This window comes from Bradyrhizobium sp. USDA 4454 (assembly GCF_054822705.1).
In genome coordinates this window covers 993,109-1,015,110 of sequence record NZ_JBTRCN010000001.1, presented here as the reverse complement: position 1 = coordinate 1,015,110, position 22,002 = coordinate 993,109, and the positions used below count along the sequence as shown (strand labels likewise).

Below are 22,002 nucleotides of genomic sequence, written 5' to 3'. Positions count from 1 at the left end.
TTCAATTCTGAGGAAGCGGCACAGGAGCTGGGCGCAACGCCATATTGCGCTCTATCTCAATGCGGCGATCTTCCAAATCCGGCGCCAAGCAAAGCTTTGTCCCGAGCTCTTCAGCAGGTTCATCGATCGTCAGTTGAGTTGGCGTGGAAAGGGCGCAAATGTGCCCATCCGGATCCCGGAAGTAGAATAGCTTGCTGTAGAGGCAGTCATAAACGTCCGACACTTTCACGTCGGCTCGTTTTAGGCGTTGGTGCTCATGCGTAAGGGCCGCGTCGTTCTCCACTTCCAAGGAAAAGTGATGCGATAATCCTGTGCCCAAATGTCCGGCGGAATACCCAGGCAGCCCAAAGAAGGTCAAGACCGAGCCAGGCGAGAGATCATCGTCGCACGCGTAGTAATAGTGCGTACCTCCGCGCTCATCCAAATAGTCGGTCTTTTTGATCAATCGAAGTCCGACCGTTTCGACGAAGAACTTTTCTGTCCGCTCGGCGTTCGACGAGATCGACGTAATGTGGTGGAAACCGCGCAGCGCAAAATCGTCCGTGATCGACGGGACGGCACGGGGCCAAGTTTCGGCTGCCGTTAGCACCTCGTCGCGACCGCCAATAAGGTTCTCCTTCGGCTGAGACCGGAACCCAGACCCGAGAACCGCTTCATCGTGCCCGAACCCGGGTTCGGTGGTCGCGATTTCGATGATCGCGCCATCGGGGTCGCGGAGGTAGATCGCATAAAAGTAGTTACGGTTGTAGGGCCCCGTAACATGGATACCCTGGTCGGTGAGTCTCCGCTTCCATTTCAAGAGGCCGTTTCTTGTGGGAACGTGAAGAGCCAGATGATGGTTCGTACCGGCCCCCCAACGCCCCTTTGGGTCTCCAACCCGCGGCGACGTAACGCCAGCGATGACCGTTTTTGGATCCACGAATCCAGTTTGCGGCATCATGTAGAAAATCGGATTCCACTCGATGTAGCTGATCGTGTGACCGCGCTTCGGCTCGCCCTTGAATGCCTGAAATCCAAAAGTAATGACTGGCAATCGCGGGTCCAAATGATGGACGGTCCGCTTCACGACTGGCAGGCCTAGAAGCGTTGAATAGAAGTGCTCAATCCTGCCGAGATTTGCGGCCACGAATACCTGGTTGTTGACGCCGCCGATAGTCATGTTGTTCATCTTAAACCCTCGCGATCACAGGCCGCTGAAGCGGCGTCTCTACCCATCGCGAAGGATGGCAGCGCTACTGAGGGATATGAAGATACTCAGCGAAGGACGTAGCGTTCAATTTGTTGGACGGAGCGGAAAATCCTCAGGTCGACCGCTTGCTCGACGCTTTGGCGTGCACGTCTTCCGCCGGCGCAGGCTCGAATGCGGTCACGCGCGGTATCTCCGACGCCAAGAAATCGACCAAGGCCCTGACCGCAGGAAGAAGGCCCCGCTTATATGGGATAAGGGCCGAGACCCGCGCATCGGCCGCAATCCAGCGCGGCAATATCTGCTTTAGCTTTCCCACCGCAATTTCGTCTCGGCAAATGTATCCTGGCAATGCGGCAATGCCCAGGTTGGCACATGCTGATTCCTTCAGCGCAACGAGATTGTTGCTCTGAAAGCGAGGCGCCGTCTGCACGATGCACCTGCGGCCGTTCGGTCCAGTCAGCACCAAGTTCGTCGAACCCATCCTTGCGATCGAGATTGTATCGTGTTGCGCGATTTCCTCAGGAGTCGCTGGAGCACCCTTAGCGTCCAAGTATCCGGGTCCGGCGAATAAGTACCACGGCGCGCGCGCGATGGCCCGCTGCACCAGGGATGAATTCTGCAACGGCGAGGTATGGCCGCGCAAAGCCAAGTCGAAGCCGTCAGCGACGATATCGACGAGGGTATCCGTGGTGATCTCCACAATCTGCACTTTCGGATACTTCTTAAGAAATACCGGTATCAGGTCCTTCAATGCGAACTGGGCGATTTCGACGGCCGTCGTCATTCTGATGACGCCGCTAGGTTCGGTTGCCCTCTGGCGCACCGCCTCCTCCGCGACCTCGGCCGTCTGCAGCAATGTCTGAGCGTAATGATAGAACTGCGTTCCTACTTCGGTCATACCGAAACGGCGCGATGTTCTGTTGAGCAACGTTACGCCCAAAGCGCCTTCGAGTTCTCTTATCCGATGACTCAAGGTGGATTTCGGCAAACCCAACGATCTACTCGCAGAGGTAAAGCCCCCTCTGTCAACGACCTGGACAAAATAGAAGACATCCTTGAGATCAAGCATGACGCAAGCAGATTGATGTGTACCTCAGGCTGACAAAGATACGACTCACACTTTTAGATGTGCAGATCCTATCTAAGCTATTGTAGACACCCGCCGTTCTGACCTCAACAGGCACATCCCTTGCTTGTCTCTCGGCACCACTGGCTCGTATTCTGTCTCGAACCAGAAGCCCGTCGGAGTAAGCCATGTTTCGTCTTTACGATAGTCTGCTATCTGGAAACTGCTGGAAGGTCCGGATTCTGCTTTCGCAGCTGAACCTTGAGTACGAGAGAATTACTCTGGACTTGGTCCGAGGCGATACTCAACAACCCGATTTCGAAAGAATTAGCCGGTTCTCGCGAGTCCCGACATTAGTACTGGAGGACGGTCGCCCTATCGTGGAGTCCGGCGCCATATTGATGCACCTGGCAGAAGGAACGCGTTTTCTCCCTGGCGACCGGCTTGCGCGCACGGAGGTGCTGAGCTGGCTGTTCTTCGAACAGGCCGATCTTCAAAAGGCCATCGCATTCCCACGCGTTTACAATCTTCGCGGCCAAGCATCCCAGATGGCAGGCGAAATCGTCTACCGGCAAAAGGACGGATACAGCGCTTTACAAAAACTCGAGAACTGGATTGGAAGTCGTGACTGGCTAGTGGGTAATGGCTACACGATCGCCGACACTGCAGTATTCGCCTACGTGTCCCTGGCTGCGGAGGGCGGATACCAGATGGAGCGATATCCCGGAATTCTCAGATGGTTGAACAGCGTGCGATCGACCGATGGCTGGGTACCGCTTATCGAAGGGACGACGCCTTCAAGATAATCCGTACCCAGTCCAGGGCAGTCTAGACGTCGAGGAATGTTGCGAATTTCTCCGGCCCGAATTTATCAAGCGCCATGTTGTTCTCGGGAAGGCCGTTGTCTGCGTGGCCAATGCACATGCCGCATACGACCATGTCGCTTTCAGGAATGCCGAGCTCCTTGCGCAGCACTTGATATTGCAGCGACCAAATCTGTTGAGGAAGCGTATCAAGTCCTCGGCCCTGAGCCGCCAACATTACTGTCTGCAGGAAGGCGCCGTAGCAGATGAAGCTTGCGGGGACCAGTTTCCGGTCCATCGTGAAAATAAGACCGACAGGTGCGCCAAAGAACATAAACTGTCTAGCCACATCGCGGCGGCGGCTTTCCTTATCGCTTCTTTCTACACCCTGCGCGTCTCCTAGTTGACCACGAAACTTGGTGAAGACCGACAAATGCGGCTCGTGAAGGGGCTCCGGAAAGAATGGATATTCCGGAGACAGTTTGTCATGGTTGTCATTGAAATTCTTCACCGCGGCCGCAACAACTCGCTCGCGAGCCTTTCCGGTCAATACGTAGCATTTCCACGGTTGAGTGTTGCTCGAGCTAGGGGCGAACCTAGCGATCGAGAGGATATCCTTAACGACTTCGGTTGGAACGGATTTGTCTGTAAACCCACGTTTCGCCCGACGACACTTGATGAGTTCATCAATGTAAAAGGGGCTCTCATCATCCTTCCGCACGTGCCGCTGAAGCTCTAGTGTCATTGCATCCCCCGAATCCTTTGAACCAAGACCGCATGGCCGTATGACCCATCTTCGGAGTTCAGCAGCCGTTTAGGGAAGTAGCCGATCTTCGGACTTATCGTTCGACAAATTCGAACGATGCCGGCGCGTCAGTCCTGTGGCTGCTTTTTGCACCTGGTCGCGTTTCGGAGTTTTTCGCTGCTACTAAGGCCAGCCCGCCAAGATTGGTATAGACCCTAAGCCGCCAATTGGCACTCCTGCTCGATCAGCTGTTGGTCGCCACTCGAAGCTCGCTTTAGGAAGCGGGCCAAGGCGGCCTTTCGCGAACCATCCAAGGCGTAGGCAGTCTGCTTGAACTCGATGCCATCAAGGAGGCCTTGAATGTAGCCCGAGATGGTGTCCGCAGCCATGATGAACGCGGTATCAAGCGTGTGGATGTACTTGCTCGTCACAGAGCCCTTCGCATGCCCCGGAGCGCCGCGATGGTCACCTCGGTAAAGCCGAGATCGTTGGCGAGCCGTAGCGTAGCCTGGCGGAGAGAGTTGGAGTCAAACTCACGATTTTTCAATCGTTCCACTTCCAAGGAGACTGAAAGCTGCTGAGGAAGCGCTCGCCTGCCTCCTCCAAAGATTTCGAGTCTGAGCCGGGTTCGATTCCGGTCGGGGCAAATTGTGGAGTCCGGAACGGCATAGGCGTCCCCGCTGCCGGAAGCCTGCTGTTCTATTTTTGTCGGCGAATACCACCTGCTGGTATTTGTGCTGGTATCGACAGCAATCGACGACAAAAGTGGTTTCAAATTCAAATGGTTATGGTTCTAGGCAATTATCGGCCAGGGGCACCATGGAAAAAACTGTAGTAATAACAATAATATAAGGCGCTAGTTCGATTCCGGATTTCCCGGAAGACTGTCCGCGACGGATTGAAAATCCAAGCATAAGGCCACTGCAGCGGTCTACTCTGCTGGCATTTTTGCCGGTATCGCCAAGCCAAACGCGCCGCGACGAATTTCGTTATTCCGAACGACGGAATCGAGCAGATGGCCCGCAAGAATGATGGCGCCGTGGGTGCCAACCCACAGCAGATCTAACTAATCTCGATTGCCGCCGCGCGACCGAAATTCGACATGAGCGACGGACCGCCCGGCGCTTTTCGACTCGCGCACGGAGCTGATGCAGCATTGGGCTGATCGGAACACTGCGCGGTCCGGAGCTTTGCCTGCGCGCGGATGACGGCGGAGGCACGCGGTCCCGACGCCCGTGAAGTTGCTCGCGATTCGGATGCGAAAGGTTGCGAACCGGGTCCTTACTGCGCCTCGATCCAGATCCCCGACTCCGAATGCTTACGGATGTGGCTGACCAGAAAGTCAGAAAACACCCTGATCTTGGCAGGCAGCCCGACGCGGTTCTGATAGGCGATGTTCATGCTGAGCAGAGGCAGTTCCCAGTCGATCAGGAGAGGGATAAGGCGGCCGGCTGCGATGTCGCTCTGAACGATGTAGAGCGGCTGAATGAGGATGCCGAGGCCGGCCAGCGCCGCGCCGCGGATGACCTGACCGTCATTGCTGTCGAGTGTCGGCGTGATGCGAACAGTCTGCGCACCATGGCCTTTGCGCAAGCGCAGGGAATACGGATCGTTGGCGAGATTGTAGACGAGCATGTTGTGGCGCGCGAGCTCGGCCGGCTGTTCCGGCGCGCCGTAGCTTGCGAGATATGACGGCGAAGCGGCGAGCACGCGGCGCATCTGGCCGATGCGGCGGACGATGATGTTCGAATCCGGCTCCTGCTCGCGCGTGCGGATCGCCACGTCGACGCCGGCCTCGATGAAGTCGGGATAGCGGTTGGCGGTGGTGATCTGCAGATTGAGCTTCGGGTAGCGCGCGCGGAAGGCCGTCAGCATCGGCGCGAGATAGATCACCGCAAAGGACAGCGAGCTCGTGACGCGCAGCGTGCCCTGCGGCGACAGTGCGCGATCGCTGACGACGTCCTCGGCTTCCGCCAATTCGCTCAAGACCCGGCTCGAGCGCTCCAGCAGCTCCTGTCCCGCTTCCGTCAGCCACAGCCGGCGCGTGTTGCGCTCGATCAGGCGAACAGCGAGGCGCTCCTCGAGCGCGCTGAGATGGCGGCTCGCGGCCGCGTTCGACATGCGCAAGGCCTCGGCGGCCTTTGACAGGCTGCCGAGTTCGGCCGTCTTGGCGAACACCTCCAGTTGGAGCAGGCGGTCCATTTTTTCTAAAACTGGAAAAGAGACTTGCAATTATTGGGCTTTATTTCCGTCTTCTGCAAGCCAAAATGGCCGGAAGGAAGCAGGATAGCAGGCGAGGAACGGGGAAATGCCGAGGCCGATCAGGCACATCGTGATGTGGCGCCTGCGAGGGGAGACCCCCGAGGAGCGCTCCGCCGCCCGGATGAAGGTCAAGACCCTGTTCGAGGGCCTCAAGGGCCGGATCGACGGCCTCACCCACATCGAAGTGGGCATGGATGTCAGCGCCGTCGACTACGCCTGCGACGTGGTGCTCTTCTCTGAATTCACCGGCCAAGCGGCGCTCAGCGCCTATGCCAATCACCCCGAACATTTACGCGTCCGCGAAGCGCTCGGCGACTTGCGGATCGGGCGCTTCCAGGTCGATTATCCCATCATAGAGACCGGCGCATGATCGGTTCGTTCACCTTTGAAAACCCGCCCTCCCGCGTCGTGTTTGGCAGCGGAACGTTGGCCGCGGCAAAGGCTGAAGTGGAGCGCCTCGGCGGCAAGCGCGCGCTGGTGCTGACCACGCTGCAGCAGGAGGCGCAGGGCAAGAATCTAGGTGCGGCCCTCGGCCCGCTCTATGCCGGCATCTTTCCTGGCGCCACCATGCACACACCGGTCGAGGTCACCGAGCGCGCGCTCGCGGCGATGAAGGCGTGCGAGGCCGACTGTGTCGTCTCGCTCGGCGGCGGCTCGACCACCGGCCTCGGCAAGGCGCTGGCCTTGCGTACCGGCGTGAACCAGCTCTGCATCCCAACCACGTATGCCGGCTCGGAAATGACGCCGATCGTCGGCCAGACCGAGAACGGCCTGAAGACCACGGTGCGCGACGCGGCGATCCTGCCGGAGACCGTGATCTACGATGTCGACCTCACCCTGACGCTGCCGGCGAGCCTGGCGACGACTTCGGGCATCAACGCGATCGCCCATGCCGTCGAGGCGCTCTATGCCCGCGACACCAATCCTGTGACATCGCTGATGGCGGAAGAAGGTATCCGCGCGCTGGCGCGCGCCCTGCCGGCAATCGCTGCGAAAAGCGACGACCGCGAGGCCCGCACCGAAGCGCTCTATGGCGCCTGGCTGTGCGGTGTCTGCCTCGGCACCGTCGGCATGGCGCTGCATCACAAGCTCTGCCATGCACTCGGCGGAACCTTCGACCTGCCGCACGCCGAGACCCACACCATCGTGCTGCCGCATGCACTGGCCTACAACGCGCCGGCCGCGCCCGACGCGATGGCGCGGATCTCCCGCGCGATCGGTGGGGCCGATGCATCGCCGGGGCTCTACGAACTCGCTAAGCGGCTGGGCGCGAAGCTGGCGCTACGCGATGTCGGCATGCCCGAAAGCGGCATCGACACGGCCGCCGATCTCGCCGTCACCAACGCCTATTGGAATCCGCGCCCGCTCGAGCGCAATGCCATCCGCGATCTGATCGCACGCGCCTGGGCCGGCGAGCCGCCCGGCGCCGCCAAAGCGACGGCGTGAGGCGATGCGGTGCACGCTTATCAAATCCGCCAACGCTATCAGCATGCATGATCCGACAGCTCGCGGCCAATTTCGCGAGACCTATGGCGCGCTGGTCGCGCAAGGCGATAGCGAGACTGACTTCATCGCGACCGTCAAGCATCTGGAACGGTTGTCCGGACTTGGCGAGCCCAAACTCTGATCGACGGAGGCGAATGTGCGTAATTTCAGCGAGACCAACATCACCGACGCCGTGCTCGAACGCATCGCTGGCGCCGCCGAGCCGCGCATCAAGCAGGTCAGCGAAGCCCTGGTGCGTCACCTCCACGCCTTCGTGCGGGAGATCAGGCCGACGCAGAAGGAATGGGAGTACGGCATCGACTTTCTGACCCGGACCGGGCACATGTGCGACGATAAGCGGCAGGAGTTCATCCTGCTGTCGGATACCCTCGGCGTCTCCATGCTGGTCGACGCGATCAACCATCCGGTGCCGGAAGGCGTGACCGAGACCACGGTGCTCGGCCCGTTCTTCGTTCAGGCCGCGCCGGAGAAACAGAATGGCGACGACATCTCGGAGACCATGGAAGGCGATCCGATGCTGGTCACCGGCTCGGTCTCGACCGTCGATGGCAAGCCACTCGCGGGCGCCGTGGTCGACGTCTGGCATTCCGACAACGACGGCTATTACGACGTGCAGCAGATCGACGAGATAGGCGACCTCGCGATGCGCGCACGCTTCCGCACGGACGCCAACGGCCGCTTTCATTTCTGGTCGATCAAGCCGGCGGCCTATCCGATCCCGCACGATGGCCCGGTCGGCGAGATGCTGGAGGCGCAAGGCCGACATCCCTGGCGCCCGGCGCATGTGCATTTCATGATCTCGGCGCCGGGCTTCGAGCAGCTGGTGACGCATGTGTTCGTTGCCGGCGACAAATATCTGGACAGCGACGTGGTGTTCGGCGTCAAGGACACCCTGATCCGCGAATTCGTTCGTCATCCCGCCGGCCGTGCGCCGGATGGTCGGGTGGTGGACAGCGACTATTTTCATCTCAACTATGATTTCGGCCTGAAGCAGGTTGCGAGCAGCGCAAGAGCCGCTTAAGCCGAACGACAGCGTAGCGGACCGGCAAGAGTCCGCGATCGGGGCAGATCGGAAGCAAGGATCGGACCGCGGGTCAGCACGAGCATATTGGCCGATCGCCTCACCGGCACGATCGGCCCGCGCGCGAGCCTTGCGCGCGGGCGTGCTCGATCAGCATGGGCTGAGCGAGTCGCACTATCGCAATTTGCCGCCCGACATCGTCGTCTTCCCCGAGACGACGCAGGAGGTCGCTGAGATCGTCAAGCTGTGCGCGAGTGAGGGCCTATTGTTCGACACGCCGCTCGAGCAGCGCACCTGTCCGACCTTCGAAGAGGCCAGCAAGCTCGGCGCGAAGCAATGGCGGCTTGTCCTGATCAAACACCGGGACAGCTGCTGAAACAGCCGTCCCCAAGAAGACTGGAGACATCATGTTGTTTGCCATCCACGCCGTCGACCGCGCCGGCGCACTGCCGACGCGGCTTGCTAATTACGATGCCCACAAGGCCTTCCTCGGCGACACCTCACGCTTCGGAGTCAAGATCGTGATGTCGGGACCGCTGGTCGCCGACGACGGCGCCACCATGATCGGAAGCCTTTTCCTGATCGAGGCCCCGGGCCGAGCTGAAGTCGAGGTCTTCAACCGCGCCGATCCGTTTGCCGCGTCCGGCATCTGGGAGGAGGTCACGATCACGGGATTTCTGCGGCGGCAGGGCTGAACGTGACGCGTCCTTGAGCTGGGCTTGTTGAGCGGCCGCCCGATATCCGTTCGCCCAGCAGCGGCGACGAGATGCGAACCTTCCCTAGGATCGCGGACGAATCAACAAGCAACCCATATACTGCAGCATTTTAGCAAACAGGGCCTCTACTCGATCACCTCGTCCGCGCGGGAAAGAAGAGCCGTTCCGAAGCCCGCCAGCCTCCGGCAACTAGTGCGCTTCAGCGGCTTGCTCGATACGCCCTGCTCTGCCACACTTCGGGCGGCATCATACGGTCAGTACCGGGTAAAATACTCTCTATGTTCCCAACCCGTCACCTTATCCGGGCTTCGCTGCCAGTCCGGCTCTGAAGCAAGGAAACGGTTCACTTCCGACTGCTTCATCCCGACTAACCAGTCCACGAATGCCTCACCCAGCTGCCGGCGGAAGAACGACGCTTTGTTGAGTGCCTCCAACGCCTCCATCAGGTTTGCAGGGAGAAGCGGCCGATGCGTTGCTGAATATGGGCTCGTCTCGGGCGTCCCTGGCTCTAGGCCACGTCGTATGCCGTCTAGTCCGCTGAGCACCTGAGAGGTAATATAGAGGTGGGCATTGGCTCCAGGTTCGCCGACACGGTTCTCGATGTGAGCAGATGCTTCTCCGGCGCAACCCAACACTCGTATCATCGTTGCACGACTGTTATGTCCCCAAGTTGCGCGATCTGGCGCCAAGGAATTCGCCTTCCGACGGCGATAGCCATTCACGGTGGGAGTTGTGAATACAGATGCCGCAGCCGCGTGCTCGAGGATTCCGCCGACGAAATGGCGACCGGTCTCGGACAGAACGTCGTTCGCGCCCGCATCCGTCGCAAAAGCATTTCTTCCGTCTGAGGTTCTGAGGCTTTGATGAAGATGCCAACCGCTAGGTACATAGTTTGGCAGGCCAGGCAAGGCCATGAAGGTCGCATGCAAGCCTTTGCGGTATGCAACCTGCTTCACCATCGAGCGGAAGAGTGACATCGTGTCCGCGGCCTGCAATCCAGGCAGCACGTCGAAGGTAAACTCCAGTTGCCCCGGTCCCATCTCGTTTTCGACCGTGCGTAAAGGCAACTGTAGCGCCTCACAATGGCCCACAAGCGTACAGACGAAATCATCCATGCGATCAAGGTTGTCTTCGACTTGGTAGGAAAAGCCACGCGATGCAGCCTCGACAATAGGCGGCGTCGGCGGCGCACCGAACCAGCCCATGTCTTCAGGCATCAGCTTGGAATCCACGACTTTGGCGACGTAAAACTCTATCTCCAACCCGGCCATGAAGGTGAAGCTCTCGCGTTCGAGATCGGCAAGCGCGGACTTCAGTTGGTGGCGCGCATCGAATGGGATAGGACGGCCGTCTCGGAAATACAGATCACCCAAGATCCAGCCTGTCCCCGGACACCAGGGCAGTTGCCGAAATGTGAGGGGGTCTGGAACGAGGACGACATTAGCGAAGCCACCCATCCCGGGTATGCCGAATTCGCCACCTTCCGCGAACGGGTTGTAGGCCATCGCTTCGGCTGAATCGAAACTGTACTGCGCGTTCGTAAACTCGATGCCGCTTTTCAGCACCTTCTGGAAGAAGCTCGGCATCACCGTCTTGCTACGGAGCTTGCCCTGCGGGTCTGAGACCGAAACGCGAATACAACGGATTCCGTTCTTTGCGACGACTTCGAGGACGTCCTTGGCTGCAGACCGTTGTTCGTGATTCCAGAGACTATGGGCTTCGATAAATCCCGCTGTCGTGCTCATGGAAACGCCTGCTCAATATGACGTGCAACCGCCTCGTTGATCTGAACTGAAGACCACGCGTAGACGACACCGCGAGTGTGAGCAGATTTGCCGGAGCTGCGCTCCCGAATGGAGTGCGCTCTTCGGCTTGGCCAATCGCTCATGCCAATCATCTTTGACAAGGATTGATCTAAGTCAAATTCATTGTTAGAATTCACACTATGAATGAGACTAATTCACCTCTCGATCTTAATCTCCTGCGCGTGTTCTTCGCTATCTGGGACCTTCGGAGTCTTACCGCAGCAGGCGAGCGACTCGGCCTGACTCAACCGGCAATAAGCCATGCCCTGCGGCGCTTACGTGATCGCTTCAACGACCCGCTATTTGTGCGCGCCGCAAACCGCATGCTTCCCACCGAAACGGCCGTTCGCTTGCATGAGCCACTTGATCAGGCGCTCACGATCATCAACCGCGTCCTTCAGGAACGTGTTGCGTTCGATCCAATGGTCACGCAGCGGACCTTCCGAATCGCGATGTCCGACATGGCCGAAATCTACGCCCTGCCCCGGCTGATGGCACGGCTCAGATACATCGCACCCTTGGCGAGAGTTAATGCCGTCCCACTTCAGCCGGAGAACGGCGTCGCCGCGATGCGCTCTGGCGATGTTGACCTTTCGATCGGGCACATCAAGGATCCCGACGAAGACTGCGTCAGCAATGAGGTATTCAACGACAGGATTGTCTGCATGGTGCGAGCGAACCACCCGATCGCCCGGTCAAAACTCACTCGATCGAACTTTTCTAATCTTCAGTTTTTTTATGCGCGAATGACCGCTCCCATTCACCAGATGGTCGAGCAATGGCTCATTGACGAAGCTCGCCCTCGGATTGCAGTTCGTGGACACTTCATGGCCGCGCCGGATATCGTAAGAAACACCGACTTGGCGGCGATCTTTCCCGAGAATATGGCTCTTCACCTCGATCGTGCGAAAGATTTTCGCCTCCTCGAATTGCCATTCGACTTACCTCCGATTGAAGTCAAAGTGCATAGCCATGCGCGGTTTGCGAGCGACATGGGGATTAAATGGATGCGGGAGACTGCGGCAACGATACTTAAGGAAGGTAAAAACTCAAAGGCTCTTGGTCGTCAGCCGAAAGGATGAGGTGACGCGAGCGACTTCTTATCGAGAAGTTTTTGCAAGCATCTGGCAGATCAGCCGTGTTGGCTCGCCCTACGCGAGACAACGCTGCAGCGCCGATACTGCGCCTGAGATCAGGCAGGATTTAACCAGAATGATCCGCGAGCGGGCTGGCGGCTCAGATTTGATTCGAGAAAGGCCTGGGCTTCCGGTTGGAGATCCAGGCAAGTTGGGAGGTAGCTTGGAAATCACAAGCCTGTCGGTCAATGCAGGGAAAAGAGCTAGCGCTCCGGATTCGTGATCGGAAGCACGACTCCCCATCTCTTCGACCAGCGGCGCAATGCGCCGCTGGCAGCCGCTGCCCGAAGCACGCTATTCTGCTTTACGGAGAAGCTCATTTGTGGCGAATGGCGTCTTGGTCGTCCAGCTATCGATAACTACGTGTTTTCCATCCTTGACCGACATGATTGGAAACGAGAACTTGTTTTGAATGTGCAGGTCGCGCGAAAACGAGTAAGGCCCAAAAATCGTCGGGATGCCGTCAGGCGACTCGAGCGCCGCCACAACCTTCTTCGTATCCGTGCTCTTCGCTTGCTCCACCGCTTTGGCGTAAAGATTGATGGCGACGTACCCTAGGAACGCGTGCGAGAAGGGGGGCTCGGCGTTATATTTCGCCTTGTACCTTTTCACTAGGTCGTTGACGGCTGCGCGTTGGTCATCGCCATAGATCGAGCCATGAACCGGATAATAGAAATCGTTGAGGCCAGGAACCGCATCCAGCCAGTGATTTCCGTCCATGGCGATACTCGCAAAGATCGGGGTCTTAATGCCGGCCGCCCGGATCTGGCGAACAGCTGCTCCACCACCTGGGGTAAAGGTGCAAAGCGTAATGACGTCCGGCGCTGGATCCAGGTTCTTAATGCGTGTAACTTGGGAAACGATGGACGGATCGCCGTTCTTGAAGGTGTCACGACCGACGATCTTGGCTCCGGCTAAGGTTTTAGCAGCGAATTCGTACCCGTAGCAAACGGACTTATTGTATTCGATGAGGGTGTCCGTGAGAATATATGCGGTCTTAAAACCTTTCTTTTCGTAACCCCACTCCGCCATGGCTGCACCTTCAAGCTGTGCGGCCGGCCCGCTGGTGAAAGCGAGCGGCCCCACGCCCTGCACACCCATTTTCACGTCCTCTGCGCCAATCGAAAACGATATTTTACCGGCCTTGCTTGCTTCAAGCGCTGCAGGAGCGCCCATGTCGTAGTCAAGGTCAACGAAAATTACGTCTGCGCCTTTTTCCAAAACTTCCAAAGCGGCCTTCGCACCTTGGGCCCTGTCGGACTTGGTGTCGGCATAGATCGTCTTTATCTTTCGTCCTAAAATTCCACCTGCGGCATTCAGTTCATCGATCGCCAAATCGGCAGATTTGATGCCACCCTCGTTATTGACGGCAAACCAGCCGCTCTGAGCAATTGCGAAGCCGATCACAATTGGCTTTTCCTCGGCGAGCACGATGCCGGACAATGCGATTGCTCCGACGGCCGCGACTATGCAAGTTCCGATAAATCTCTTCCTCATCTTCTGCTCCTTAGTAATTCTCAGTGAACTTACTGATCCGCTTCAGCTGTGGTGCGAGGAACCGCGACAGTCGCCCGCCTATCTCTTGGTTGCCGGCAATGCCGTTCCGGCGAAAAATGAGCATGACTAACATTGCCACACCGAGACCGATTTCCTGCGTTCCACGGGGGGCGGAGACAGTGAGTGAACCCAAAGCAAATCCGTGCTCGGATTGGCGAAGCACTTCGATCAGCAGCGAGATTGCTCCCACGCCAACCACCGCTCCTGTAAGGCTGTTCATGCCACCGACGACCAACATTGCGAGCGTCAGGAGACTGATGTCGATATAAAAGGCATCGACCGAGATGGTGCCGAGAAAGTGAGCGTAAAGAGCACCCGAAACGCCGACAAAGAAAGCGCTGATTACAAACGCGATGAGACGCTGGCTGAAGATGCTGACTCCTGAGGCCTTCGCCGCCACTTCATCCTCGCGCGAAACGCGCAATGACAGCCCGAAGCGGGAAGTCTGATAAAAATGAGCGGCGAAGATGGCTATAACCACCCACAACAAAGCAAACCAATGGTCTGTGTAATTCGGAATGCCGACTAATGTGCTGGTGCCTGCTGTCATCGAATCCCAATTAGAAAATGTAACGTTGACGATCGCCAGGACCGCGAAGGTCGCGATCGATGCGCCGATTCCTGAAAGGCGAACGATTGCTAGGCCAACGACGGCAGCAAAAATCGACGCAACCACGCCGGATAAGATCGTGGCAAGCGGTGGAGGAACGGTGGCCTCAAGCAAAAACTTCGGCAGAGCCGGCATCAAGAGTGGTTTGGTCGCACTGCAGCAGTCCTGCCATGCAGTGGCATAAGCGCCGATTGCCATGAATGCAGTATGGCCAAACGATATCACGCCTGAATTGCCGACGAAAATGTACAGCCCCACGACGTACACAATGCGTACCAAGGCCTCAACTACGGTGCGGTCTAGTGCCGCGTTGTTTGTCAATGCAGTGCCGAGCACAATCAGGGCTATCGCGCCACACAGAACGATAGGCGAGGCATTGCGCGCCAAATTTTCGGCAATGGAAAAGCGGCGGGCCATCATCAGACGCGCTCCCTTGCGGCGCGGGAAACCAACAATCCTTGTGGCCGCACGACGAGGATGACGATGACGACCGCGAAAACGAATGCGTCGCGGAATGTTCGTAGATTCTCGGGCAACAGCGTCTGCAGCAAGATGCTCGCGAAGCCCACGATATATCCGCCGATCACCGCCCCTGTAAGGCTGCCCATGCCCCCAATCACAGTGGCAACGAATGCGAAGAGCATGAGGGGAACACCCATGTTGAAGCTCATGACCCCAACCTGCGCCAAGAACAATAGAGACACCACGCCAGCAAGAAATCCGCTGATGACTAACGACGTACTAATTACAGTATTGGCGCGAACTCCAAGCATTCGCGCCATCCGGAAATCTTCCGAAGCCGCGCGCATTTGTACGCCAAATGGCGAAGCCTTAAGAAAGAGAACGAGAGCCCCAAGAAGCAGCAGTGTGACAGCGATGGTCAGGAGTTCTAGCCTAGGCATTCGCAACCCACTGAGCACAATCGCTTCTCCAAGGTCAGGCCAAAGACCGACCGCTTTGGGCCGCCCGTCATATACAACAATAATTATGTTCTGGATGACGTATCCAAGAGCGAAAGAACCAATCATCAATACAGCGGGCTTCGCGGTTCTAAGCGGCCGGAATACGAAATACTCTGACGTCAGCGAGAGAATAACGACCACGCCCACCACGGCAATCACAAGAAACGGCCATGGCCAATGGCCGATGACAATTTCTACCGTGGATCCCGCAGTAGGAACGATAAGTGCATAGCTTGCGACGGTAATAAAATCACCGTAGGCAAAATTGGCGAGACGCAAGACGCCAAATACAAGCCCGACGCCAAGCGTCGCCAGCGCGTACAAACTACCGAGGCTAATGGCATCCACTAAAATTTGCAGCGCCGCTATCATCACCGAATACCCTCTGCTTCGTCCCCGAACCCGAAATACGCCTGCTGCAGTCGCACCCCGTCCTCGAGTTCAGTGCTTGTCCCCGCAAGCTCCACCAATCCCCGCCGCATCACATAGATGCGGTCGGCGACGTCGAGCGCTCGTTCAGCGCTTTCCTCGACGATCAGCAGGGTAATGCCGCGGGTGTCGCGCAAACCGGTCAGAATGTCGTAAACTCGCTCAATCATCATCGGGGCAAGCCCTAACGACGGCTCATCAACCAGCAGGATCTTGGCGCCAGTCAAAAGCGCCCGCCCTATTGCCAATTGTTGCTGCTCGCCGCCCGAAAGCAGTGCCGCGTTGGTGCCACGGCGTTCCGCGAGAACTGGAAATTCGTCAAGAATACGCTTCAACTCGCGCTCAACATTCCGCTGATCGGGACGTCGATAGGTACCGATCCGGAGGTTTTCCTCCACAGTGAGCGTACCGAAAATGTGGCGCCCCTCCGGTACCATTGAAATGCCGAGTCGAGCGACTTTCTCCGGCGCCATTCCGAGGATTGGAACACCGCCGATACTGATCGCGCCACGAGTCGCCGACAGCACCCCCACAGTGGCGAGTAACGTCGTCGATTTACCCGCACCGTTAGGCCCAACTACACAAACTATCTCGCCAGGATCGACCCTCATCGACACGCCGCGCACCGCCGCCAGTCTTCCGTAATGCACGTGAACGTCGTCGATCTGGAGCAAAGGCTCGGTCATTTCGGTCCCTTGCGTTTCTTTGTACCTAGATAGGCGGTTATGACCTCAGGGTTGGCCTGTACTTCATTCGGCGTTCCTTGGGCGATCGTTCGCCCTCCGTCGAGCACATGGACGCGAGAACATGTGCCCATCACCACCCGCATGTTGTGTTCGATCAACAAGACCCCGGTGCCAAATCGTATGGGAATTTGCGCGATGAGCTCCATCAGATTGTCGCATTCCTGATCGGACATTCCGGCCGCCGGTTCGTCCAGCAGCACAAAGGCGGGATTCATTATCAGTGCTCTGGCAATACTGAGACGCCGTTCGTCCGTGTAAGGCAACGTGTCCGCGTAAGCGTCGGACTTGTCACCAAGCCCGATCCATTCGAGTATGCTCATCGCATGGTCGTGCGCTCGCTTGCGGCTCAGCCCGAAACTTGCTGCCGTCGCTTCCACGTTTTCGCGCACCGGCAATTCACGAAAAAGGCGACCGCTCTGAAAGGTGCGTGCTACTCCAGCCAGCCGGATTCGGTGTGGAGGCCAGCGGGTAATGTCCGTATCTCCCAAGTGGACACTTCCCGCGGACGGCAACTGGAATCCCGTGAGCGCGTTTATGAGCGTAGTCTTGCCGGCGCCGTTCGGCCCAATCAGGCCAACAATTTCCCCTTGCTGCACCGACAGAACGACATTCTCAAGCGCCCACAATCCATCGAAGTGTACCGACAGATTTCGGGCGGCAAGGGCGGCGACGCTTTTGGCGACAAAACCTCCACTCCCGTCGATCATCACAATCTAATTCCCCCTGGGATCGCGGACGCGCCGCCCGCTCGGCAGCACGAACACCGCGACCGCGAAGCCTCAGTCTTGTCGTCGTTCCAGCCCCAAATGAATAGGCCTGGCTCGAATAAGAGATTCGGCTTCTTCCCGACGCACTGATCTAAGAGAGGGCAGACCACCACTGTCCTGCGCTTTCCTGCTCGAACTTGCAAAAATTGACTGCGAAAGTCTGCTTTGAAGATACTTACAATAATTACGTATCGACATCAATATGAAATATTCATTATGTCAAATGTGATGCACTCTCGGTCATCAACGTGTCTCTGGGTCAGCTCGATTGACGCTCGCGATTTCGCGATAACGCGAGGACTCGGCTCCAGATAGATGGTTTCGAGATCGCTTGGGGTGAGATCGACCACAGAGGTCCCCCGTCCTGACGTCTAACTGCATATCAATATGACTGAGCAAGTCTCTCCATCACACGATTTTCGCCGTGTCATGGCATCGCAAGCGCCTCAACAGTGCGCCTGAATAGGCAACAATCCGCAGAACTCTCGATTGAAATGCACGAGCGGGCGATTCTCGGACTCATGGATCGCCGACTTCACCTCACAAAAGAACACTGAGTGCTGACCGACCGAGAACTCGTTGACGATCTCGCAGTCGAGCACGGCAAGTGCATCGATCAAGGCCGGGCCACCGCTTGGCAGGTTGCCCCAATGTGCTGACTCGAATCTGTGAGCCCCCTTCGTGCTGGCCGACGAGAATAGCTCGGCAAGCCGCACGTGACCGGCTGCGAGAAAATTTACGCTTACCCGTTTGGTTGTCCGCATAGCCTCGTGAGCTCCGGCGGCGCGATTGATGCAAACGACCAGGGTGGGTGGGTCAGCAGTTAGCGAGCAGACTGCCGTCACGGTGAGTCCGAGCCGTTCCCCATTGAGGGAGGTGGCTGCGATGCAAACCCCACCGGCAAGGAGTCGCATGCTCTGTCTGAAGGTGTCCGCAGAAATTGCTGCTTCTCTTGTCATCACATTGTCGCTGCGTTTGCCTTCTGGCCGTTTCATGCGAATGGGGCGGCACGAGGATTTTCGCCGAGACTGCCAAGCAGGATTGCGCGTCCCTGCATTTCAGACACGAGGTCAAAATCCACCACCGCATGATGACATGCCGTGACCACGTCACGGTACGCCCGAAGAACGGGATCGCCTTCATAAAGTCCATGCGCTCCGGCAGAGGCATAGATGCGATCGATAGCCCGCCGGCTGAGCTCCGCGACGTAGGCGGCATCCCAACGAAACTGAATTCGGTCGCGGTCGGACATCGGGGGCTCGTCCGCCACCATCGCGGCATCAAACCGCGTGCAGATATTCTCCAACAAACGTCTCGCTTGCGCCAGCTCCGCTCCTGACTCCGCAATACGACGCTGCATCGAGATGCTTTCGGCTTTCGCCACCCCATAGGCGCTTTTGCGGACCATGGTCTTCTCGACGAACGCCTTGAATCCTCTTTCGGCTATGCCGAGCACCGATCCGGTCATCATGGATGCCAACCCGGCATAGACCGGAAGGCGAAACGTTGGGCTTTGTGCGTGCGGGCTCAATCCGAGGAACGTCGGAAAGGTCGGCATGGCGCAGTGTTCGGGGATGAAGGCATCACGCACCACAAGATCCTTCGAACCGGTGCCGCGCATACCCAGCGTGTGCCAGGTGTCGTCGATTTCCACCTCGGCACGGGGAACAACGACGTGCTGGACCTGATAATCGTCGGCCTTCGGATCGATCACCTTCGCGCCCAGAATGAACCAGGGCGAATGATCGCAGCCGCTGCCGAATTGCCAGCGCCCCTTGAGCCGCCACCCTCCAGGCACGCGCTCCACCGTGCCCTGCGGCTGCAAGCACCCGGCCAGCAGGTTATCGGCGTCGCCTTCGTAGACCTCTTTCTGACACTGTTCGGGAAACCGACCGACAATATAGTCGTGGGCTACGCATACCATCAAAACCCAGCTAGCCGACGAACAAACCTGACCGAGCTCGGCGCAAGCCCAGATATGCGCACCGGGCGAGAGTTCAAACCCGCCAAACCGCTTGGGCGTGAGAACGCGCGTCAAACCGGATTCCCGGAGAGCCGCAGCGGCATCATCGTCGAGACGACGCATTTTTTCGCTGTTGTCAGCGGTCGCAGCAAGTCTCGGCAAGATGGCGCGAGCCGCGCCCTTGTAGTCGAATTCCGCCGCCTTAGTGTCCATTGGCATCATTTTCATCGTTCGGATCCTCCCCTGAAGACGGGCCTCTAGCGCTCAGAAACTGTGGTCCGATGAGCCTGCAGCCCATGCGGCTTGGATGTCGATCAATCAAGATTCCTGAGACTGACGATCATCCGCGGATTGAGCTGCGTCAAATTCATAGTTAGAATTTGTTGCATGAACCGCATTAATGAATATCTCGACCTGAACCTTTTGCGCGTCTTCTTCGCCATCTGGGATCTTCGTAGCCTCACGGCGGCGGGAGAACGTCTCGGCCTCACCCAACCGGCCATCAGTCACGCACTGCGACGGTTGAGGGACCGGTTTGACGATCCGCTGTTCGTGAGAGTGGCGAACCGCATGCTTCCGACGGATGCTGCCGTCCGTCTGCACGAGCCTCTGGATCAGGCCTTCGAGCTACTCAATCGAACCCTGCAAAGCGGTATCGTGTTCGATCCACGCGTGACCGAACGAACCTTCAGGGTGGCGATGTCCGATATAGCCGAGGCCTACCTCTTGCCTCGGCTGATCACCGAGCTGTCGCGCATCTCGCCCTTTATCCGCATCCAGATCGTTCCACTGGTTCACGACAGCGTGGTGAATTCGATGCGTTCGGGTGAGATCGACTTGGCGATCGGTGCTGTCACCGTGTCCGACAAGGATCTCATGAGCATCGACATTCTCAGGGATCGGTATATTTGCCTGGTGCGGGCCAAACATCCGATCGCGAAGTCCCGACTGACCCGCGCGGATTTTTCGAAACTTCGCTTCTTCTTCGCGCGAACGACGTCTACGGTTTACCAGCTGGCCGAGCAATGGCTCGCGGACGAAGCAGCTCGGCCACAGATTGCCGTCCGCGGTCATTTCACCGCCGCGCCGGAGATCGTACGCCGTTCAGATCTAGCTGCGATTTTCCCACAGATGCTCGCTCTGGAATTGCATCGTGCCAGAGATTTTCGGTTGCTTGATCTGCCGTTTGAGCTGCCGCCAATGGAAGTCAAGGTGCACAGCCACGGACGCTTTGCCAACGACACTGGGATCAAGTGGATGTGCCAGACCAGCGCCGCCATTTTGGGAAAGACCACCGATGGTGCGCGCACCAGGACCGAAACTGGGTAGCCCAGGGCTGGCCCATTCGCGTCGCGGCCGGATGTCCGCGGCGTATGGGCGAGCTCATGAGCGCACTAGCCAGCGCTCACGATGCTGCCGTGCAGATGACCGAAACGTCTATCGCTCGCATGCATCAACACGGGACCTATGTCACAAGGAACCGGCGCCAATGATGGGAAGGTCACGCGCCGCTTGCTCAGGACCGCAGCTCATCGTTCCTGTTGGCCCTTCTGAAGCGGTGTCATGCCGCGAGACGCTTGTTGTTCATCGCGTTGCTGTAACGCAAGCAGATCAGCCAGGCGTTTTCTCGCTGGAGCACCCATCGACCGCGCAACCTCCGCGATAACCAGCTCGGTCAGAGCAAAGGCACCCACAAGTGAGTCGAAGGGGTCGAGACCCTTAGTGCTGCAAGTCAGCAGAGACGTCGCATGCTGAGCAAGAGGCGACAGATACTGATCGGTGAAAAGAATGAGGTGAGCCTTGCGCTTCGTTGCCTCGATGCCCCAACTTACGGTGCTCTCTTGATAGTGCCGGTAGTCGAAAAGAACGACCACGCTTTTCGGATCTAAATCAAGCATGCTAGAGCTTCGACCGAAACCGTCGGAAGCAATCTGAGTGACGTTTCGGCGCAACTGCGACAGGTAAGTTGCAACGTGCGAAGCCAAAACAGAACTTACCCGACCTCCCATCAAGTAAATCGGTCGCTTGGGATCCGACAAAGCAAATACAGCCGACTTTAACTCGGCAGCATCGAGGTGAGTAAACGTTGACCGAATACATTCTTGGTAGGCAGCAAGGGCCTTTGCCGCGGCGGTCGAGCCGTTGCCCCCGCGCTTGGAGGATGGATAGGCATCGACCGGAGAGAAAATTCGCTCTTGAATTTCGGCCCGGAGCGCAGCGTGAAACTCGGCGTACCCGTCGAAGCCAAGCTTATTGACCAGACGAAGAACCGTCGGGCCGCTCACGTGAGCCTCAGCAGCAATCTGAGCTATCGGCACCAACCCGCTTGTTGGATACCCTTCAATAATCGCGCTGGCCACAGCGAGTTCGGACGGCGCGAGATGGTTGCGAACGACGCGGATTCTCTCTGCGACGGTGCCATGGGAGGGAACGGGGACAGTCACTAAACAGCCTGCATCCAGAATTGAGATCGATGTACTGGTATCACGACCCTTATGGCGAAAGAAGCGCCCTTATGCCGCCATAACTGGCAGGTCGAGCCTTATCGTTACGCACCGCCCGATTTCGCGATTCCAGTCCTGCTGGCGATAGCCAGTACATACAGGCGACGCAGCCAAGCAATCGCCGCATTACGTAAATTACATGTTGATTCCGCTGCGTATCATTTATAACCTTTACATGGTTCAACTTGCTAACGCTGCTCGACGACTCGCCTGAC

At 57.9% G+C, this 22,002-nt stretch carries 20 protein-coding genes and 4 pseudogenes; 10 read left to right on the top strand and 14 right to left on the bottom strand.

The window, feature by feature from the left end:
- Position 1: 1 nt before the first annotated feature.
- On the bottom strand, positions 2-1,168 hold the full coding sequence (locus ACVIW0_RS04670) for a VOC family protein (RefSeq protein ID WP_461351268.1): 1,167 nt from the start codon (positions 1,166-1,168) through the stop codon (positions 2-4).
- 133 nt (positions 1,169-1,301) lie between these two features.
- Positions 1,302-2,258 carry a LysR substrate-binding domain-containing protein gene (locus tag ACVIW0_RS04665; RefSeq protein WP_461351267.1) on the bottom strand — a complete coding sequence of 319 codons (957 nt, stop codon included), beginning with the start codon at positions 2,256-2,258 and terminating at the stop codon, positions 1,302-1,304.
- Between the two features lie 185 nt (positions 2,259-2,443).
- On the opposite strand from ACVIW0_RS04665, the gene ACVIW0_RS04660 reads away from it, so the two are divergent.
- The gene (locus tag ACVIW0_RS04660) at positions 2,444-3,061 is read left to right on the top strand and encodes a glutathione S-transferase family protein (RefSeq protein ID WP_461351266.1); all 618 of its coding nucleotides are present in this window, start codon (positions 2,444-2,446) and stop codon (positions 3,059-3,061) included.
- A 22-nt stretch (positions 3,062-3,083) separates the two neighbouring features.
- Here the strand turns inward: ACVIW0_RS04660 and ACVIW0_RS04655 are convergent, their stop codons facing one another.
- The 3 genes and pseudogenes from ACVIW0_RS04655 to ACVIW0_RS04645 all read right to left on the bottom strand — a co-directional run bounded on the left by ACVIW0_RS04655 (position 3,084) and on the right by ACVIW0_RS04645 (position 6,005).
- Positions 3,084-3,803 (bottom strand): nitroreductase, encoded by a 720-nt coding sequence (locus tag ACVIW0_RS04655; protein WP_461351265.1) that lies wholly within the window; start codon positions 3,801-3,803, stop codon positions 3,084-3,086.
- Positions 3,804-4,018: 215 nt separating this feature from the next.
- A pseudogene (locus ACVIW0_RS04650) lies at positions 4,019-4,320 on the bottom strand (integrase); the annotation flags it as partial.
- A gap of 764 nt (positions 4,321-5,084) precedes the next feature.
- A complete protein-coding gene (locus ACVIW0_RS04645) occupies positions 5,085-6,005 on the bottom strand; it encodes a LysR family transcriptional regulator (RefSeq protein ID WP_461351264.1) in 921 nt (306 codons plus the stop codon).
- Between the two features lie 106 nt (positions 6,006-6,111).
- On the opposite strand from ACVIW0_RS04645, the gene ACVIW0_RS04640 reads away from it, so the two are divergent.
- The 6 genes and pseudogenes from ACVIW0_RS04640 to ACVIW0_RS04615 all read left to right on the top strand — a co-directional run bounded on the left by ACVIW0_RS04640 (position 6,112) and on the right by ACVIW0_RS04615 (position 9,287).
- Positions 6,112-6,435, top strand: a complete 324-nt coding sequence (locus tag ACVIW0_RS04640; protein WP_461351263.1) for a Dabb family protein — start codon at positions 6,112-6,114, stop codon at positions 6,433-6,435.
- Complete coding sequence (locus ACVIW0_RS04635; RefSeq protein WP_461351262.1) at positions 6,432-7,511, top strand: maleylacetate reductase; 1,080 nt, start codon at positions 6,432-6,434, stop codon at positions 7,509-7,511. The genes ACVIW0_RS04640 and ACVIW0_RS04635 overlap by 4 nt, the downstream gene beginning before the upstream one ends.
- A gap of 67 nt (positions 7,512-7,578) precedes the next feature.
- Positions 7,579-7,692: pseudogene (locus tag ACVIW0_RS04630) on the top strand (NAD(P)-dependent oxidoreductase); the annotation flags it as partial.
- Between the two features lie 15 nt (positions 7,693-7,707).
- A complete protein-coding gene (locus ACVIW0_RS04625) occupies positions 7,708-8,592 on the top strand; it encodes an intradiol ring-cleavage dioxygenase (protein WP_461351261.1) in 885 nt (294 codons plus the stop codon).
- A gap of 60 nt (positions 8,593-8,652) precedes the next feature.
- Positions 8,653-8,857, top strand: a pseudogene (locus tag ACVIW0_RS04620) (FAD-binding oxidoreductase); the annotation flags it as partial.
- A gap of 142 nt (positions 8,858-8,999) precedes the next feature.
- Complete coding sequence (locus tag ACVIW0_RS04615) at positions 9,000-9,287, top strand: YciI family protein (protein WP_461351260.1); 288 nt, start codon at positions 9,000-9,002, stop codon at positions 9,285-9,287.
- Between the two features lie 275 nt (positions 9,288-9,562).
- Here the strand turns inward: ACVIW0_RS04615 and ACVIW0_RS04610 are convergent, their stop codons facing one another.
- Positions 9,563-11,053 (bottom strand): glutamine synthetase family protein, encoded by a 1,491-nt coding sequence (locus tag ACVIW0_RS04610; RefSeq protein WP_461351259.1) that lies wholly within the window; start codon positions 11,051-11,053, stop codon positions 9,563-9,565.
- A 200-nt stretch (positions 11,054-11,253) separates the two neighbouring features.
- Here ACVIW0_RS04610 and ACVIW0_RS04605 point away from each other — a divergent pair, with 200 nt between their 5' ends.
- On the top strand, positions 11,254-12,195 hold the full coding sequence (locus ACVIW0_RS04605) for a LysR family transcriptional regulator (protein WP_461351258.1): 942 nt from the start codon (positions 11,254-11,256) through the stop codon (positions 12,193-12,195).
- A gap of 348 nt (positions 12,196-12,543) precedes the next feature.
- Here the strand turns inward: ACVIW0_RS04605 and ACVIW0_RS04600 are convergent, their stop codons facing one another.
- The 7 genes from ACVIW0_RS04600 to ACVIW0_RS04570 form a co-directional block, all read right to left on the bottom strand.
- Positions 12,544-13,692: an ABC transporter substrate-binding protein gene (locus ACVIW0_RS04600; RefSeq protein WP_461351257.1), complete on the bottom strand. Its 1,149-nt coding sequence runs from the start codon at positions 13,690-13,692 to the stop codon at positions 12,544-12,546.
- A gap of 64 nt (positions 13,693-13,756) precedes the next feature.
- Entirely contained in the window at positions 13,757-14,836 is a 1,080-nt protein-coding gene (locus ACVIW0_RS04595) for a branched-chain amino acid ABC transporter permease (protein WP_461351256.1), read from the bottom strand.
- Entirely contained in the window at positions 14,836-15,750 is a 915-nt protein-coding gene (locus ACVIW0_RS04590) for a branched-chain amino acid ABC transporter permease (protein WP_461351255.1), read from the bottom strand. The genes ACVIW0_RS04595 and ACVIW0_RS04590 overlap by 1 nt, the downstream gene beginning before the upstream one ends.
- The gene (locus ACVIW0_RS04585; protein WP_461351254.1) at positions 15,750-16,493 is read right to left on the bottom strand and encodes an ABC transporter ATP-binding protein; all 744 of its coding nucleotides are present in this window, start codon (positions 16,491-16,493) and stop codon (positions 15,750-15,752) included. The genes ACVIW0_RS04590 and ACVIW0_RS04585 overlap by 1 nt, the downstream gene beginning before the upstream one ends.
- Positions 16,490-17,260: an ABC transporter ATP-binding protein gene (locus ACVIW0_RS04580; RefSeq protein ID WP_461351253.1), complete on the bottom strand. Its 771-nt coding sequence runs from the start codon at positions 17,258-17,260 to the stop codon at positions 16,490-16,492. Before ACVIW0_RS04580 ends, ACVIW0_RS04585 begins: the two co-directional genes overlap by 4 nt.
- Before the next feature lie 506 nt (positions 17,261-17,766).
- Positions 17,767-18,315, bottom strand: coding sequence for a flavin reductase family protein (locus ACVIW0_RS04575; protein ID WP_461351252.1), 549 nt, complete (start codon positions 18,313-18,315; stop codon positions 17,767-17,769).
- Positions 18,312-19,511, bottom strand: a complete 1,200-nt coding sequence (locus ACVIW0_RS04570) for an acyl-CoA dehydrogenase family protein (RefSeq protein ID WP_461351251.1) — start codon at positions 19,509-19,511, stop codon at positions 18,312-18,314. The genes ACVIW0_RS04575 and ACVIW0_RS04570 overlap by 4 nt, the downstream gene beginning before the upstream one ends.
- A 159-nt stretch (positions 19,512-19,670) precedes the next feature.
- Here ACVIW0_RS04570 and ACVIW0_RS04565 point away from each other — a divergent pair, with 159 nt between their 5' ends.
- Entirely contained in the window at positions 19,671-20,612 is a 942-nt protein-coding gene (locus ACVIW0_RS04565; protein WP_461351250.1) for a LysR family transcriptional regulator, read from the top strand.
- A 39-nt stretch (positions 20,613-20,651) separates the two neighbouring features.
- Positions 20,652-20,790 (top strand): annotated as a pseudogene (locus ACVIW0_RS04560) (IS5/IS1182 family transposase); the annotation flags it as partial.
- A gap of 22 nt (positions 20,791-20,812) precedes the next feature.
- On the opposite strand, the gene ACVIW0_RS04555 reads toward ACVIW0_RS04560, so the two are convergent.
- Positions 20,813-21,727 carry a MurR/RpiR family transcriptional regulator gene (locus tag ACVIW0_RS04555; protein ID WP_461351249.1) on the bottom strand — a complete coding sequence of 305 codons (915 nt, stop codon included), beginning with the start codon at positions 21,725-21,727 and terminating at the stop codon, positions 20,813-20,815.
- Between the last annotated feature and the right edge of the window lie 275 nt (positions 21,728-22,002).